The following is a 14,634-nucleotide window of genomic DNA, read 5'->3' on the forward strand; positions in this document are numbered from 1 at the left end:
CTGATCATTCGTCGAAGATCGCTACGGCACGAGTCCACCCGGCGGACGCCGCGCGGATCTTCATTGGAAAGCACGCAATAGTGAACCCCGTGGCGGGCAATGCCTCCAGGTTGTGCAGCTTTTCCAGGTGACAATAGCCGATGTCGCGCCCGGCCTTGTGCCCTTCCCAGATGAGCGAGGCGTCTCCGCTGGCTTCATATCGCTCCAGGGTATGACTGAATGGCGCGTCCCAACTCCATCCGTCCGTCCCGGTCAGCCTGATGCCGCGCTCGAGCAGATACATTGTCGCTTCGTAGCCCATGCCGCAGCCCGCAGTGACATAATCGTCCGCGCCGTAGCGTTTACCGGCGGCCGTATTGACGACCACAATCTCGAGTGGTGCCAAGCGGTGGCCAATCCGCTCCAGTTCCGCCTCGACATCCGCGGCGGTGGCCACGTAGCCGTCGGCGAAATGGCGAAAATCGAGCTTCACGCCAGGCTGAAAGCACCACTCGAGCGGAACTTCATCGATGGTAATTGCGCGTTCGCCACCGTCCATCGTCGAGGCATAGTGGTAGGGGGCATCAAGATGGGTGCCGTTATGCGTGATCAGTTCGATGCGCTCGATCGCCCATGCCTCGCCATCGGGCAGGTCTTCTGCCTTCAGGCCCGGAAAAAAGCCGGTGATTTCGGGCACGGACATCCGGTGGTCGATGTAGTCGATCTTGGGCCGGTAAGCCGGTGGATCAGAGATGACGTCGTTCTCCAGAAAAATCGACAGGTCCACGAACCGGCGTGCCATTGTCAAAACTCCACCCTATCGCCGCCCTTGAGCCCCAGCATCTCGCGCGCTTCCGCCGGGGTAGCGGGTTCGCGGCCCATTTCCTTGAGGATACGAACGATCTTGGCGACCTGCTGGGCATTGGACGTGGCGAGTTCGCCACGTTCGATGAAGAGGCTGTCCTCCAGCCCCACACGCACGTGCCCGCCCATCAAGGCGGCCTGCGTAAGGAATGGCATCTGGTGCTTGCCCGCAGCCAGGACCGACCATTGATAAGTGTCGGCGCCGAACAGCCGATCAGCGGTCGCCTTCATGAACATCAGGTTCTCAAGATCCGGACCGATCCCGCCCAAGATACCGAAGATCATCTGGATGAAGAAAGGCGGCTTGACCGCCCCGGAATCGACGAAGTGGGCCAGGTTGTAGAGGTGGCCGACATCGTAGCACTCATGCTCGAACCGCGTGCCCGCGTCGGACATTGTTTCCAGTATCGTCGCGATATCCCGAAACGTATTGCGGAAGATGAAATCGTCCGAATTGACGATGTAGTCGCGCTCCCACGAATGTTTCCACTGGTCGATCCGGCGCGAGGCAGGAAACATTGCGAAATTGATCGTACCCATGTTGAGCGAGCACATCTCGGGCAGGAACGTGGTGGCGGCCTTGAGCCGTTCCGCCAACGGCATGGTGGCGGAACCGCCGGTCGTGATATTGACGACCGCATCAGTCCGCTGCCGAATGACGGGAAGGAACTTGCGGTACACCTCAGGATCGCCGGTCGGGCGGCCGTCTTCGGGCATCCGGGCGTGTAGGTGGAGGATCGCGGCGCCCGCTTCGACCGCGGCGATGCTCTGCTCGGCGATCTCTTCTGGCGTGACCGGAAGCGCCGCCGACATTGTGGGCGTATGTGCCCCGCCCGTGACCGCGCAGGTTATTATTGCCTTGGTCATGCCCGCCTGCCCTGGCGATCGAGCAATGCGCGATGCAGACCAAGACGATCGGCCGAGATTTGCGCGCGCATGATCTGGCCGTCCGCCACGTCGACCATCGCGGCAATGCGCAGAACCGCCGGTGCACCGACGTACTTGGCATCGATGTCGGCGAATCCGCCCCAGTACTGGCCCTCGCACTCAAGGTGCAGGGCGGCGCGGCTGCCAGCGGTGAACAGGTGCGAAATCCGCGTTCGGGCCGGTTCAAAACATTCATCCAGCCGCGGCCCTTCGCTGGCGATCTGTTCGACCGCAGGATGAGCAAGAAACGCAGGGTCCGATGTCCAGGAATTCACAACCGCTTCGACCTGCGCGCTGGGCGACATCACCGGCGCGTCCCAAGGGCACGCGTGCGGAGGGAGCACCGCATCGCACTCACCCGATTTCAACTGGCGCTTGCGAGCGAAATAATCTTCTTCCGCCCATCCGTGAGCGAGGCGTCCGCTGGCGATGCGAAACAGGGTGATGCCGCCCCACGCGGCAGCAGTCCCCTCCCGCCCCGAAACACCGTGCTCGGTAAAGCGCATCGCCACGCCGTCGATTCCGAAAATCGTATCGTGGACCGTCACGCATAGACCAGGAAACTGGTCGAGCTGCGCGGCGGTGGCCGGCAGGTAGCTCTCGTCACGCCCGTCGAGAAGGAAGCCACCGATGGAAAGCCGGTAACCGGGATCCATGATCCACTCGACCGCCGCGACATCGTGGGACGTCAGAAAGTCGATCGCAAACCCGCGCAGCAGTCGTGCCTGTTCGCTGATCATTTGCCGGTTCCACCACTTCTTTCGCGCAGTTCGCGCTTGAGGATCTTGCCTGATGCGTTGCGCGGCAACTCTGCCACGAAGCGAACCGAAGTCGGGCATTTGTAATGCGCCAGCCGCTCCCGCGTGAATGCGATCAACTCGGCTTCGGTGATCCCGAAGCCTGGTCGCCGGACGACATAGGCGCACGGCGTTTCACCCCATTTCGGATGAGGAATGCCGATCACCGCGACCTCAGCCACGGCCGGATGATGGAGCAGCACATTGTCAATCTCGCTGGGGTAGATGTTCTCTCCGCCCGAGACGATCATGTCCTTGTAGCGGTCGTGAATGTAAAGGTATCCGTCCGCATCCCGCGAAGCGGCATCACCCGAACAAAGCCATCCATCCGCGGTTATCGCCGCGGCTGTTTCCTCTTGCTTGCGCCAGTATTGACGCATGATGGCGGGCGAGCGCATTCGGATTTCACCGGTCTCGCCACTCGCCACCTGTCGGCCCGTGTCCGGATCAACGACTTCGAGTTCCACCCAAGGCATGGGGCGTCCGCACGAACGCAGGCGAGCCCCGGTATGCTCGTGCGGGAGCAGCGTCACGGTCGTTCCTGCTGTCTCCGTCATGCCGTACACATGGGTGAACCCACAGCCGAAGGTCGCGATCGCGCGGTGCAGCAGTTCCTCGCCAATCGGCGCGGCGCCATAGAAGATGTGATCGATTGCAGGGGCAACCATGCCACTCTCCGCGACGTGATCAACCAACCGCTGCACGACCGTAGGAACAAAGAAGGCGTGCGTCACGCCGTGCCTTGCTATGGCGTTAAGAACCAGCGCTGGATCGGCAGAGGGGAGCAGTACCGTCTCCCCACCCTGGCTCAGCGCCAGCAAGGCGTAACCAATCCCGCCGATATGAAACAGCGGCATGGCTACGAGGTTGACACTCTGGGATGTGAATTGCCAAAGTTCCCCCGCCATGCGGCCCAGGTAGGAGAGGTTGCGCTGCGAGAGCATGGCGCCCTTGGGCCGGCCCGTGGTGCCCGACGTGTACAGGATCAGTGCGGTATCGTCAGGCACTACGTCGTGGGCTGGGATCGAGTCCGGCACCGCATCGCGCATCGCGGGATAGTCTTCCAGGCGCAGCTTCGTGCGACCACCAACCTCGGCCACTAGCGGCGCGGATGCAGCGTCGAAGATGATCAGGATTGGATCGGCATCCTCGACGATCTGGGCGATTTCGCGTGCCGAGAGGCGCCAATTGAGCGGCACAAGAATGGCGCCGATCTTGGCGCAGGCGAACAGCAATTCGAAAACCTCGGGAGATGCCTGGCAGAGCAAAGCCACCCTATCACCGCTTGCAACTCCACTTCTAACAAGCGCGTTGGCGGCAGCATTGCTGCGGCAGTCGAGTTCGCTAAATGTCAGGGAGATGTCCCCGCTGGTGATGCATCGGGCCGCCGGATCGCCGGCGACGTGATGTCGCAGCATTGAGACGATATCGACGGGCGGTGCAGGCATCAGTAGCTCTTGGGCAGGCCCAGGCTATGCTGAGCGATGTGGTTGAGGACCATTTCGCGACTGACAGGCGCGGTCTTGTGCAGTCGCGTCACGAACCACAGATCGGCCAATCCGTATTCGTAGGACAGGCCATTGCCGCCGTGGGTTTGCATTGCCTGGTCCAGCGCCTTGAGCGAGGTTTCGGCGGCCAGGAACTTCGCCATGTTCGCGGCCTCCGCTGCGTCCTCTCCAGCGTCGTATAACTGAGCCGCCCGGGCCGCCATCAATCGGGCTGACTGCACCCCGACGTATCCTTCGGCAAGCGGATGCGCGACGCCTTGATGCGCGCCTATCGGCGTCTTCCACACCGAACGGTCGCAGGCATACTGCGCCGCTTGCGCCAAGGCGAACCGGGCGATGCCATTGTTGATCGCGGCAGCGGCGACACGTTCGGGATTGAGTCCGACGAAAACCTGCCGCAAGCCCGCCCCGGCCTCTCCGATCAAAGCCTCGCGCGGCAATTCGACGTCGTCGTAAAAAACGGTGAACTGCTTCTCTGGAACGCTGAGCGCGGAATCGATCGGTTGCCAGCTCAGCCCCTTCGCATCGGTCGGCATGATGAACAGCGATAATGCCGGGCGTTCCGGGGTGGATCGGGCATCATCGCGGGCGACCACCAGGACCGCGTCCGACTCATCGATCGCGGAAGTCCAGTACTTGGCGCCCTTGATCACCCAGCCGCCCGACGTTTCACGCGCGGTGGTGCTGATCTGGTGCGAATTGGAGCCGGCATTGGGTTCGGTAATACTGAAAGCCATGCGCTTGCGACCACTTGCCAACTCAGGCAACCAGTCGCGCTGAAGCTGCTCGGAACCGAACGCAGCAATGATCGGCGCGCAGATCGAATTGATCACGAGCGCCAACAGGGGACTCCCGTGGGCAGCGACCTCCTCGATCACCACGTAGTAATCGCCGAGCCCTCCTCCGCCTCCGCCGTATTGCTCGGGGATGTGAACTCCCAGAAAGCCCGCGTCACCGAGTGCCGCCCACAGGGCATCGGGCCGTTCCCCGCGCCTGACGACGTCCTGGAAATACGATCGCCCATATCCGGCCATCACTTTGGCCACGCTGTCGCGCAGCGCCGCGTGATGGTCCGACAAATCGACCAGCGGCCCGTGAAAAAGCGTCGTGCTCATCTGCTGTACTCCAGAATGCTCAGGCGGGCCATGCGAAGAACCCCTGGCCGGACTTCGCGCCCAGCTTGCCCTCGGCAACCATCGCTATGAGGATTTCGGGCGGCGCGAACCGCGATCCATGCGCGGCCTCGAGCGTGCGCGCGATGTCGAGGCGGACATCCAGCCCGACGATGTCGCTCAGCCGGAGCGGGCCCACCGGGTGGCGATATGCCAGAACGGCGGCCTGATCGATGTCCTCCGCGCTCGCGACCCCGCTTTCAAGCATCCGCATCGCTTCAAGCGAAGCGATCAGATCGAGCCGACTGGTGGCAAAGCCCGGCACGTCGCGAACCAACAACGATTGTTTGCCCATCCACCCGACGATGGCGCGCGCGGCTTCGATCGTGGTCGGCGAAGTCGCGCTCCCTTGAACCAATTCCACCAGTTTGAGCGACCATACCGGATTGAAGAAATGCATCCCGAGAAACTGCCGGGGCGACGGAAGCTCCGCGGCGAGCCGATCGATCGACAGCGCGCTGGTGTTGGTCGCGAGCAACGCCGGTCGACGCGACGCAGCCTGAGCCAGCACCTGGCGCTTCAGTTCGAAACGCTCGGGCACCGATTCCACGATCAGGTCCAGCCCTTCGTCCAGGGCTTCAACACTCTTCGCGCGGACAATCCTTACCTGCAATGCGGTAGCCGCGTCCTGGGACAGCTTGCCGCGACCAATCGCACTACTGGAAGCCTCAGCCACGATTGCGCGCATCTGCTCGGCGCGTCGATCGTCGGGCTCCACGACTGTAACCGCGGCACCTGCCTGGGCCATTACATAAGCGATGCCCACACCCATTGTGCCGCCGCCGATGACCGCACCCCGGTTCATGTCCCGCTCCATTGCGGAGCGCGCTTTTCAGCGAACGCAAGTGCTCCCTCGCGTGCGTCCTCGGACCCGATCACCGCTTCGGCCAGCGGTCGTTGTTGGTCCCAGATTTCGCCGTCCGACCACGATCCCGCTTCCTGGACTATCCGCTTGCTCATCAGCACCGAAAGCGGAGCGTTCGAAGCGATTTCCCGGGCCAATTCAAGCGCCGCGGCGAGCGCCTCCCCTGGCCTGCTCAGTCGATTGACCAGGCCCCAACCGTGAGCCACCGGTGCAGGCATACGTGCTCCAGTTAGAATATATTCGAGCGCGATCGCCTGCGGAATTCGGCGAGGCAAGCGTACCAGCCCCCCTGACCCCGCCACAAGACCGCGCGAGACCTCCGGGAGACCGAACCAGGCATCATCGGCGGCCACGATCAGGTCGCAAGCGAGCGCAAGTTCGCATCCCCCTGCAAGCGCGAAACCTTCGACTGCCGCGATCATCGGTTTGGCTGGAGGCCGCTCGGTCACACCCGCGAATCCGCGCCCTTCCAGTTCCGGCCGCTCACCCGCCAGGAACGCTTTTAGGTCCATGCCCGAACAAAACGACCCTCCGCGTCCGGTGAGTACTCCAACCCTCAGGTCGGTCGTCCCATCCAGTTCGTCGAGGGCATCGGCGATCCGGCGCGATACTTCGGCATCGACCGCGTTCCGGCGCGCCGGTCGGTCGATGGCAATGACCATGACTGCGCCGTGCCGCTCGACGGCGACCGGCGGGGCCGACCCATCCATCGTTAAGCCTGCGGCTTGCCGTGCTTCGCCGAGAATGCGCCGATCGCCGCCTGCTGTTCGGCCGCGAGCTTGTCGCGCACAGCACGGGTGGCGAGTTCGCTCTGCTTCAACCGGTGATTGGTTTTCTTGAAGTGCGGGATCACATAGTCCCCGAAAATCTCGTAGTGATGCTTCTTCGCCGCCCAGTTCGCCCAGTTGTGGTCAAACAGGAGGAAACAACCGAACCCGCCGTTCGAAAGCTCCTGCAGGGATTCGATCTGCTCCACCGCTTCCTGCCAGGTGCCAATCACGGCCGCGCCAGTGGACATCGCCCAATCAATGTATTCGCCTATACTGCTGCCGGTTGGCGTCAGCTGTGGGGTCGAAGCAGTGTGCTGGAGGTAGTCGCAGAATTCGCGAAGACCATACTCGACGTCCTTGATCGCCTGATCCTTGGTGTCGGCCAGGTGCATGAGCCCGACCAGGCGCCAGTTCTTGCGATCGACGGTCTTGCCGCATTCCTTGGCGCGTGCCTCGGCCACGTCCCAGTGCATCGCCAGCACATCGACGCCCGCCTGCATTGTCGCTCCGATCGATAGCAGTCCCGCTCCGTGTGTTCCCGCCAGGCGGGGGCCCGATGGGGAAACGATGGCGGCCGCCGCGACCTCGGGATGCGGATCCTGATAGAAGTCTAGTTGGAGGCGTGCATCGACCAGCTTGTAACGGTCGGTCTCGATCGAGATCGGTTCGTTGCTGGTCATCAGGTGCATGAGGACGGCAGTATCCTGCTCCAGCGCATCGCGTTGTTGCGAGGGATGAATGCCAATCATTCCGGCATCGGTGGCAAGCGCACCGGGGCCGAGACCGAGCATCACTCGGCCACGGGTGAGATGATCGAGCATCGCCAGCCGATCCGCCACCCAGAGCGGATTGTGATAGGGCAACGAGACGACGCCCGTGCCAAGCCGGATATACTTCGTCTGGGCGGCCACGTGGGCGATGAACAGCAGCGGATCCCCGATCGGTTCCGCGCCGCCAGAATGGTGCTCGCCAAACCAGGCTTCGTCGAATCCGATCGCGTCCATCAGTTGAACGATCTCTACGTCCCGCTGGAGCGCATAGGTCGGGTTATAGTTGACCGGCAGGTGGTGCGGCGGGATGAAGCTCCCGAAGCGCAGACGATCAGACACAGCGATGCTCCTTATCCGAAACAGTGGTTGGTTGACGGCAGGCTAGAAGTTGAAGCGCGCTTCCACCAATATTGTTCGCGGCTCCCCTGGGATGGCCGTGTTGACCGCAAAGAGGCTGCTGAACGCGACGCCGCCGACGTAATAGACTTCGTCGAAAGCGTTCTTCAGATTGGCCGATAGCGACCATCCCGCTTCCTCGTCCTCGATCCCGATCCGGAAATTGGCGACCGAGTATCCCGGAAACTGCGACAGCGGATTGAGATTGGTGCCGGTGGAGCTGAAGAACGTCGATGTCTGCGCGTAAATGTCACCGCGTAAAGAAGCTTCAAGCCTGTCCGTCACCGGTACCGTGATGTCGGCATAGAGGACGCCCGACCATTTCGGCGTGTCGGGATAGGTCTCGAACGCCACTGCCGGATTACCAAGGACCGCCACCACGTTGTCGGTGAAACGCGCATCAGTGTAGTTCAGGTTGCCGCCGATCGAGAGCCACGGAGTTGGATTGATCGATCCATCGAGTTCGAACCCGGTAATTTCCGCCTTCGGCACGTTGACCGTGATACCGGCAAGACTGCCGAAGATCGAAACGTAGTTCGATCGCTGAATGTTATCGACCCACATATTGTAGGCCGCGAGGTTGAAACGAACCGGCACCCCGATGTCGCCGCGGTACTTGAGCCCAAGTTCAATGTCGGTCGCCACCTCGGGGCGATACTCGCCCCCCGCCTCGTTACCGAAGCCGGGAACCGGTGGCGCGAAGTAGTTGAAGCCGCCGCTGCGATTACTGCGGCGGGTCGTGGCATAGAGCAGCAGATCGTCCGTGGCCTGGTATTGCAGGCCGAACTGCCAGCTTGTGCTGTTGAACGTGTCGCGCTGGGGGTTGATGAAGGCGGGATTGGGGTTGGTGATGAAGAAATCGTCCGGATTTCGCCGAAACTGGACTTTCTCCGATGAATATCTCACCCCCGCGGTGAACCCCAGACCCTGCACGCCAGTAATGTCGCTCAGATCGAGCGTACCTTGGCCATAACCCGCTATTGTCTTGTTACGGGTAACGCCGTCGTTGATCTGGATCGTCGCTGGGATGAAGGGCTCGAATTCGAAAATCCGGCTTAGCGAGCGGGTATCGTCCTTCTCGTTCGAGTAATAGATGCCGGCGACGTAATCGAGGCGGCCACCGAAGGCCTTTCCGAGTAGCTGGAGCTCCTCTGAGAACTGCTTGAGGATCCCACCCCGGCCTTCCTCACCATTGTCATCGGCGGTAAATACCGTGCCGTCGAACTCGCCCGCATCCTGTTGTCGACGGCGAACATAGCCAAGTATGTTCTTGATGGTCGTATCGGGCCCGATTTCTATTGTCGTGATATTCGACACCACCAACACCTTGGACCGGTGGAAGTTGGGCGCATTGAGATTGACCAGAAACGGCCCACGCTCCTGTTGCGCAGCGATCTCAGCGTTGAACCCCGCCGGATTGGTGCCCGGATGCGCCGCGAGATAAGTATCCCAGGTTCCAGGGCCGAAGATGCCATCGACAGCCGGGGAATAGAAAATGTTGGTCGGAACGAACGCGGGCGGAGCGCTGTCCGGACGCGCGCTGTAGGCAACCGATGACAGGCTATTGCCGCCCGCGTGGGCGTAATCGACGACGAGTTCGTTGGCGATGGCAGCCGATGGCTTGATCGTCAGCGAGGCACGGACGTTTTCGCGCCGAGTGTTACCCAGCCTTTCGCCATTGAACAGGTTGAACTGGAAACCGTCGCGCCGCTGGAAGAACCCTGCCAAGCGCAGCAGCACCGTGTCATCAACCACCGGCAAGTTAACCGCGCCTTCGGCCTGGAAGTGATCGTAGTTACCCGCGCGGCCCAGAATGTAGCCTTCAAACTCGTTCGTTGGCTTGGCCGTGGTGAAGAGCACCGCACCCCCGGTCGAGTTCCGGCCGAACAATGTACCCTGCGGGCCCTTCAGAACCTGGATCGACCCGAGATCGTAGAATGCTGTTGACCCAGCGCCCCCGACCTGCACTTCGTTGACGTAAGGAAGAACGCTCGGCCGCGAGCTGCTGAAGGCGTCGACCGTTTGCCCGCGCAAGGAATAGTTCAGCTGATTGCTGGTCTGACCAGCGCGGACGGTAAGCCCTGGCACGGCTGACTGGAGATCCGTCTCGGTCACGATCGCACGGTCGGTTAGCGACTCGCCGCCAAGGGCGGCAACCGCCACTGGGGTTCGCTCCAACACTGCCTCGCGCCGTTGCGCGGTGACGATAATCTCAGCGTCGGATGGGCTGGCGGCGGGAGACTGCGCCTGGCCAGCACTGTCTTGGGCCAACGCGGGCCCGGCGGTCGCCCCGATCGCAATCGCTGCGGTCGAACTTACGAGAAATCCTCTCAGAACAGCCATGTGGTCCTCCCCGCATTTACTTGCGCAGCCCGATCGCAGCGCAACAAAGCCCGTCTCTTGCCCTCGCGTTTCCGAAGGCGTCGCCCCGTCTTGCTGCGGAACATGGCGAGGTTTTACACACCAGTGTTGAAGTCGTCAACACAACCATTGACGTAATACCTGATCGTGCGAGAAAGCGAGCGGAACGGGATTGGCCAAGGTCCACCGAAGCGCCTATGCCGTTGAGATGCGGACAGCGGACGAGCGATGAACGACGATATAGAAAAGTTGAAACGACGCGCGGCGCCCCCTGCCGATCGCAGCGCGACGTTCGAGGCGAAACGGCGGGAGATTGCCGAAGCTGCCGTCAGGGTTTTTGACCGGGTTGGATTTCAGCGCGCTACGATGGCTGCGCTGGCCGACGAGATGGGGGTCGACCGATCGTCGCTCTATTATTACATTTCTTCCAAGGAGGAATTGTTCGACGAGGTGCTCAAGACCGTGGTCGAACGCAATGTCCAGGTCGCCAAGAAGATTGAAGAAAGCGATGTTAGCCCCCGGAGGAAGCTGCGCGACTTTATAGTGATGCTGATGAGTTCCTATGGCGAGCACTACCCGCTATTTTATATTTATATCCGTGAGAACCTGAGTCATGTCAGCGGTTCGCGTAGCGACTGGTCGTCCAAAATGCGCGAGATGAACCGACAAACGACCGAATCACTTATCGCGATCATCGAGCAGGGCGTGGCCGATGGCAGCTTTCGGAAGATCGGTCGCTCACGGGTAATCGCCTATGGCATCTTTGGAGTCGTCGGGTGGACCAGTCGCTGGTTCAAGCCCGGCGCGAGCGAGGCAAGCGCGGAAGAGATTGGCGGCACTTACGCCGAGATGATCCTGGCTGGCCTGGAATCGCCCTACTGAACCGTCATACCGGCATCAATGATATGTTCCGCGCCGGTGATGTAGGACGATTCGTCGGACCCGAGGAAAATAGCCAATTGGGTCACTTCGTCGTCGCGGCCAATCCGGCCGAGCGGGATCATGCCGGTCGCGTCCCCCCCCTCCTCGCCCGCTGCCTCGACCATCATCGGGGTGTAGATGAAGCCCGGATGCACAGAGTTCACGCGGATGTTGTACTTGCCGTATTCGACCGCCGCAGCCTTCGTCAGCCCTCGCACGGCAAACTTGCTCGCCACATAAGCCGCGTTGGGGAAGCCGTAGTTGGCGACAATGCCGGAAATCGACGACACATTGATGATTGATCCTTTACCCGCCGCGATCATGGCTGGAAGCACCGCCTTCATGCCGAGAAAAACGGCGTGCTGATTCACGGCGCATACGCGCGCGTAATCGTCCTCGTCCAGTTCCGCGATCGGGACTGAAGGCCCAAGAATCCCAGCATTGTTTACCAGCACATCAATCTTTCCAAATCGCGACAGCGCAAGACTCGCTACATCTTGCCAGCCAGGCCAGTCGGAAACGTCGTGATCGACATAGACGGCGCTGTCGCCAAGTTCGGTTGCGAGCGCCGCGCCGAGATCCGGGCGGACGTCGGTCAGCACGACCCGCGCTCCTTCGGCAACGAACCCGCGTGCATGGGCCGCGCCCATGCCGCGCGCGGCTCCGGTGACGATAGCGATCTTTCCCTCGAGGCGTCCCATCAGTGTGCTCCAACGTGGCGTACAATGCCTTTCCGGCAAAATGACGCCGCCCTCGCAAATGGTCAACAACAGTGTTGACGCAATATCGGACTTTCTTCAACGTCGCTGTTGAGCGGATGCAAGGAGTGGCTGATGGAGCGTATGGACGTTTTAGTCATCGGTGCCGGCTTCAGCGGACTCAGGGCCCTGCATTCGCTGCGTGAAGCCGGGTTCGCGGTCAAAGTGATCGACGCCGCCGACGACATCGGCGGCGTATGGCACACCAACCGCTATCCTGGCGCGCGTTGCGATGTCGAAAGTTACGACTATAGCTATATGTTCTCGTCCGCGCTCGAGCAGGAATGGCGGTGGAGCGAGCGGTACGCGACACAGCCCGAGATCCTGCGGTACATTCACCACGTAGCCGAACGCTTCGACCTGCGACGGGACATCATTTTGGACACGTGCGTTACGAGCGCGCAGTTCGACGACGCGTTGGGACGGTGGATGGTCACGACCGAGCGGGGGGAAGTTTACGATGCACAATACCTGGTGCTCGCGGTCGGGCAGCTGTCGACGACAAAGCGCCCCTGCATCCCCGGCATCGCGTGTTTCGAAGGCCGGGTGATCCACTCGGCTGAATGGCCCCGGGATGAGGTCGACTTCGAAGGGAAGTCGGTCGGCATAATCGGCACTGGATCATCCGGAGTGCAAATGACACCCGTCATCGCGCAGAAGGCCAGGCGGTTGACGGTCTTCCAGCGCACAGCCAATTTCAGCATTCCCGCCGCGAATGCACCGGTCAGTGAGGAAGAGGACCGCAAGGTCAAGGCGAACTATGCCGCGCGCAGGCGCCAAGCTCTCGATTCACCCAGCGGCTTGGGGTTTGTGCCGAACGGCACATCCGTGCTCGATGCCGCTCCGGACGAACGTACTGAGGTACTCGAAGCAGCTTGGAACCGCCTCGGGTTCGGTTTCGCCCTGGCCTACAAGGACATTCTCCTGAACCAGGCGTCGAACGACATCGTCGCTGATTTCATCCGCGCCAAGATTGCCGCGCAGGTCGACGATCCCGCTACCTGTGCCTTGCTTACGCCGACCTGCTTCCCCTTCGGCACCAAGCGTCCGTCGGTCGACAGCGGGTATTGGGCCACATTCAATCGGGACAATGTCGAACTGGTGGATATTCGGTCTGCGCCCATTACGAAGGTGAGTGCGCAAGGCGTTCACACGAGCAACGCCGTTTACCCGCTCGACATACTAATCTTCGCCACCGGGTTCGACGCATTCACCGGCTCGTTACTGCGGATCGAATTTTCCGCACGCGGGTCGACGTTGAAGGACAAATGGGCTGCCGGGCCGGTCACCTATCTCGGCCTTGGCACCGAGGGCTTCCCCAATATGTTCGTTCTCGTCGGGCCTGGCAGCCCATCCCTCCTCAGCAATGTGCTACTGTCGGCCGAACAGCAGGTAGATTGGCTGCGCGATCTGCTGGTCCACGCGCGCGCGGCAGGTGTCGCGACGATCGAGCCGACCGCGAAAGCGGAACGCGAATGGGTCATTCACGTCAACGAAAGATCGCGGGAAACGCTCTATCCCAAAGCGGCGTCATACTACGTCGGGGCGGAAGTCGAAGGAAAGCCACGCGTCTTCATGCCATATTCCGGTGGAGTACGTGCATATCGGCGCATTCTCGAGGATGTGGCTCGTCGCGGTTACGAGGGCTTTCACTTGCGCACGGCGTGAACTCACTTCAGCGCGGTACTAATATCTGCCGCAACGGCGGCCAGCGCTTCATCGGCCGCGCCGGTGAGATGCGGCATTCCGGCAAAGCCGTGGATCATCGCCGCGTAATGGCGCCGGATGATGGCAACGCCAGCCGCCGCGATTTCGTCAGCCAGCGCCAGCCCTTCATCGCGTAGGGGATCGAATCCAGCGGTCACCACGGTGGTCGGCGGCAGGACGCTAAAATCAGCGCACTCTAGCGGATTGTGCTGCCCGGCAAGATAACACTCCCAGAACCATTTCATCGCGTCGCGCGTGAGGATGAACCCATCGCCGAACAACGCGGCTGATACGCTGGCGCAGGCTGGGTCCAGAATTGGATAAATGAGGGACAATTGCCCGACCGCAGCGGGCCGACGCAGCGCTGCGGTAAGCGCGATATGGGCACCAGCGCTGTCGCCCACGAGCGCGATTGCGCCGTCATGCACCCCTAACGCTTCGCTCAGCCAATCGACCACACAGCAGCCATCGTCGACGGCCGCAGGATAGCTGGCCTCGGGAGACCTACGGTAATCGACGGCCACCAGCCGACGGTGCGCGGCAAGCGCCAACACCCGGCACATCCGGTCGTGCGTGTCGAGATCGCCAAGCACGAACCCGCCCCCGTGAAAGAAAACCACCGCCGATGCTTCGGGCGCATTCGACGGTTGGTAAACCCGCACCCTCACCCCGCTCACTTCACAGTCCTGCCAGTTGATGTCCGGACCCGGGAGAGTTGCCATCGCGGCCTTGGCCGCAGCGCGAACCATTTCCATCGGTATATGCTTAGGCGGGCGACGCACAGCGTTGCGCGGGTCCGCCAGCAGGTCGCGAAAAGCGGGATCGACCGCCTTGGTCAT

At 61.6% G+C, this 14,634-nt stretch carries 13 protein-coding genes; 2 read left to right on the forward strand and 11 right to left on the reverse strand.

The genetic code is table 11. The features are described from left to right. Positions 1-4: 4 nt before the first annotated feature. The 9 genes from SPYCA_RS18140 to SPYCA_RS18180 are packed head-to-tail and all read right to left on the reverse strand — an operon-like array spanning position 5 to position 10,391. Complete coding sequence (locus SPYCA_RS18140; RefSeq protein WP_120222468.1) at positions 5-781, reverse strand: cyclase family protein; 777 nt, start codon at positions 779-781, stop codon at positions 5-7. A 2-nt stretch (positions 782-783) separates the two neighbouring features. Then, the gene (locus tag SPYCA_RS18145; RefSeq protein WP_120222469.1) at positions 784-1,710 is read right to left on the reverse strand and encodes a 3-keto-5-aminohexanoate cleavage protein; all 927 of its coding nucleotides are present in this window, start codon (positions 1,708-1,710) and stop codon (positions 784-786) included. Then, entirely contained in the window at positions 1,707-2,510 is an 804-nt protein-coding gene (locus tag SPYCA_RS18150) for a hypothetical protein (protein WP_120222470.1), read from the reverse strand. The genes SPYCA_RS18145 and SPYCA_RS18150 overlap by 4 nt, the downstream gene beginning before the upstream one ends. After that, positions 2,507-4,015 (reverse strand): long-chain-fatty-acid--CoA ligase, encoded by a 1,509-nt coding sequence (locus tag SPYCA_RS18155; RefSeq protein WP_120222471.1) that lies wholly within the window; start codon positions 4,013-4,015, stop codon positions 2,507-2,509. The genes SPYCA_RS18150 and SPYCA_RS18155 overlap by 4 nt, the downstream gene beginning before the upstream one ends. Continuing rightward, on the reverse strand, positions 4,015-5,190 hold the full coding sequence (locus SPYCA_RS18160) for an acyl-CoA dehydrogenase family protein (RefSeq protein ID WP_120222472.1): 1,176 nt from the start codon (positions 5,188-5,190) through the stop codon (positions 4,015-4,017). Before SPYCA_RS18160 ends, SPYCA_RS18155 begins: the two co-directional genes overlap by 1 nt. Positions 5,191-5,209: 19 nt before the next feature. Continuing rightward, positions 5,210-6,052: a 3-hydroxyacyl-CoA dehydrogenase family protein gene (locus tag SPYCA_RS18165; protein WP_120222473.1), complete on the reverse strand. Its 843-nt coding sequence runs from the start codon at positions 6,050-6,052 to the stop codon at positions 5,210-5,212. Then, positions 6,049-6,822 carry a crotonase/enoyl-CoA hydratase family protein gene (locus tag SPYCA_RS18170; protein WP_120222474.1) on the reverse strand — a complete coding sequence of 258 codons (774 nt, stop codon included), beginning with the start codon at positions 6,820-6,822 and terminating at the stop codon, positions 6,049-6,051. The genes SPYCA_RS18165 and SPYCA_RS18170 overlap by 4 nt, the downstream gene beginning before the upstream one ends. A 2-nt stretch (positions 6,823-6,824) precedes the next feature. Continuing rightward, positions 6,825-7,991 (reverse strand): LLM class flavin-dependent oxidoreductase, encoded by a 1,167-nt coding sequence (locus SPYCA_RS18175; protein WP_197715387.1) that lies wholly within the window; start codon positions 7,989-7,991, stop codon positions 6,825-6,827. A 42-nt stretch (positions 7,992-8,033) separates the two neighbouring features. After that, a complete protein-coding gene (locus SPYCA_RS18180) occupies positions 8,034-10,391 on the reverse strand; it encodes a TonB-dependent receptor (RefSeq protein WP_120222476.1) in 2,358 nt (785 codons plus the stop codon). A 246-nt stretch (positions 10,392-10,637) separates the two neighbouring features. On the opposite strand from SPYCA_RS18180, the gene SPYCA_RS18185 reads away from it, so the two are divergent. Beyond that, a complete protein-coding gene (locus tag SPYCA_RS18185; RefSeq protein ID WP_120222477.1) occupies positions 10,638-11,291 on the forward strand; it encodes a TetR/AcrR family transcriptional regulator in 654 nt (217 codons plus the stop codon). On the opposite strand, the gene SPYCA_RS18190 is transcribed toward SPYCA_RS18185, so the two are convergent. Next, on the reverse strand, positions 11,285-12,031 hold the full coding sequence (locus SPYCA_RS18190; RefSeq protein WP_120222478.1) for a glucose 1-dehydrogenase: 747 nt from the start codon (positions 12,029-12,031) through the stop codon (positions 11,285-11,287). The genes SPYCA_RS18185 and SPYCA_RS18190 overlap by 7 nt on opposite strands. A gap of 132 nt (positions 12,032-12,163) precedes the next feature. On the opposite strand from SPYCA_RS18190, the gene SPYCA_RS18195 reads away from it, so the two are divergent. After that, complete coding sequence (locus SPYCA_RS18195; RefSeq protein WP_120222479.1) at positions 12,164-13,756, forward strand: flavin-containing monooxygenase; 1,593 nt, start codon at positions 12,164-12,166, stop codon at positions 13,754-13,756. Positions 13,757-13,758: 2 nt separating this feature from the next. Here SPYCA_RS18195 and SPYCA_RS18200 read toward each other — a convergent pair whose 3' ends face one another. Continuing rightward, complete coding sequence (locus SPYCA_RS18200) at positions 13,759-14,634, reverse strand: alpha/beta hydrolase (protein WP_120222480.1); 876 nt, start codon at positions 14,632-14,634, stop codon at positions 13,759-13,761.

Origin of the sequence: Sphingopyxis sp. FD7 (genome assembly GCF_003609835.1) — a bacterium.
In the GTDB taxonomy this organism is placed as follows: domain Bacteria; phylum Pseudomonadota; class Alphaproteobacteria; order Sphingomonadales; family Sphingomonadaceae; genus Sphingopyxis.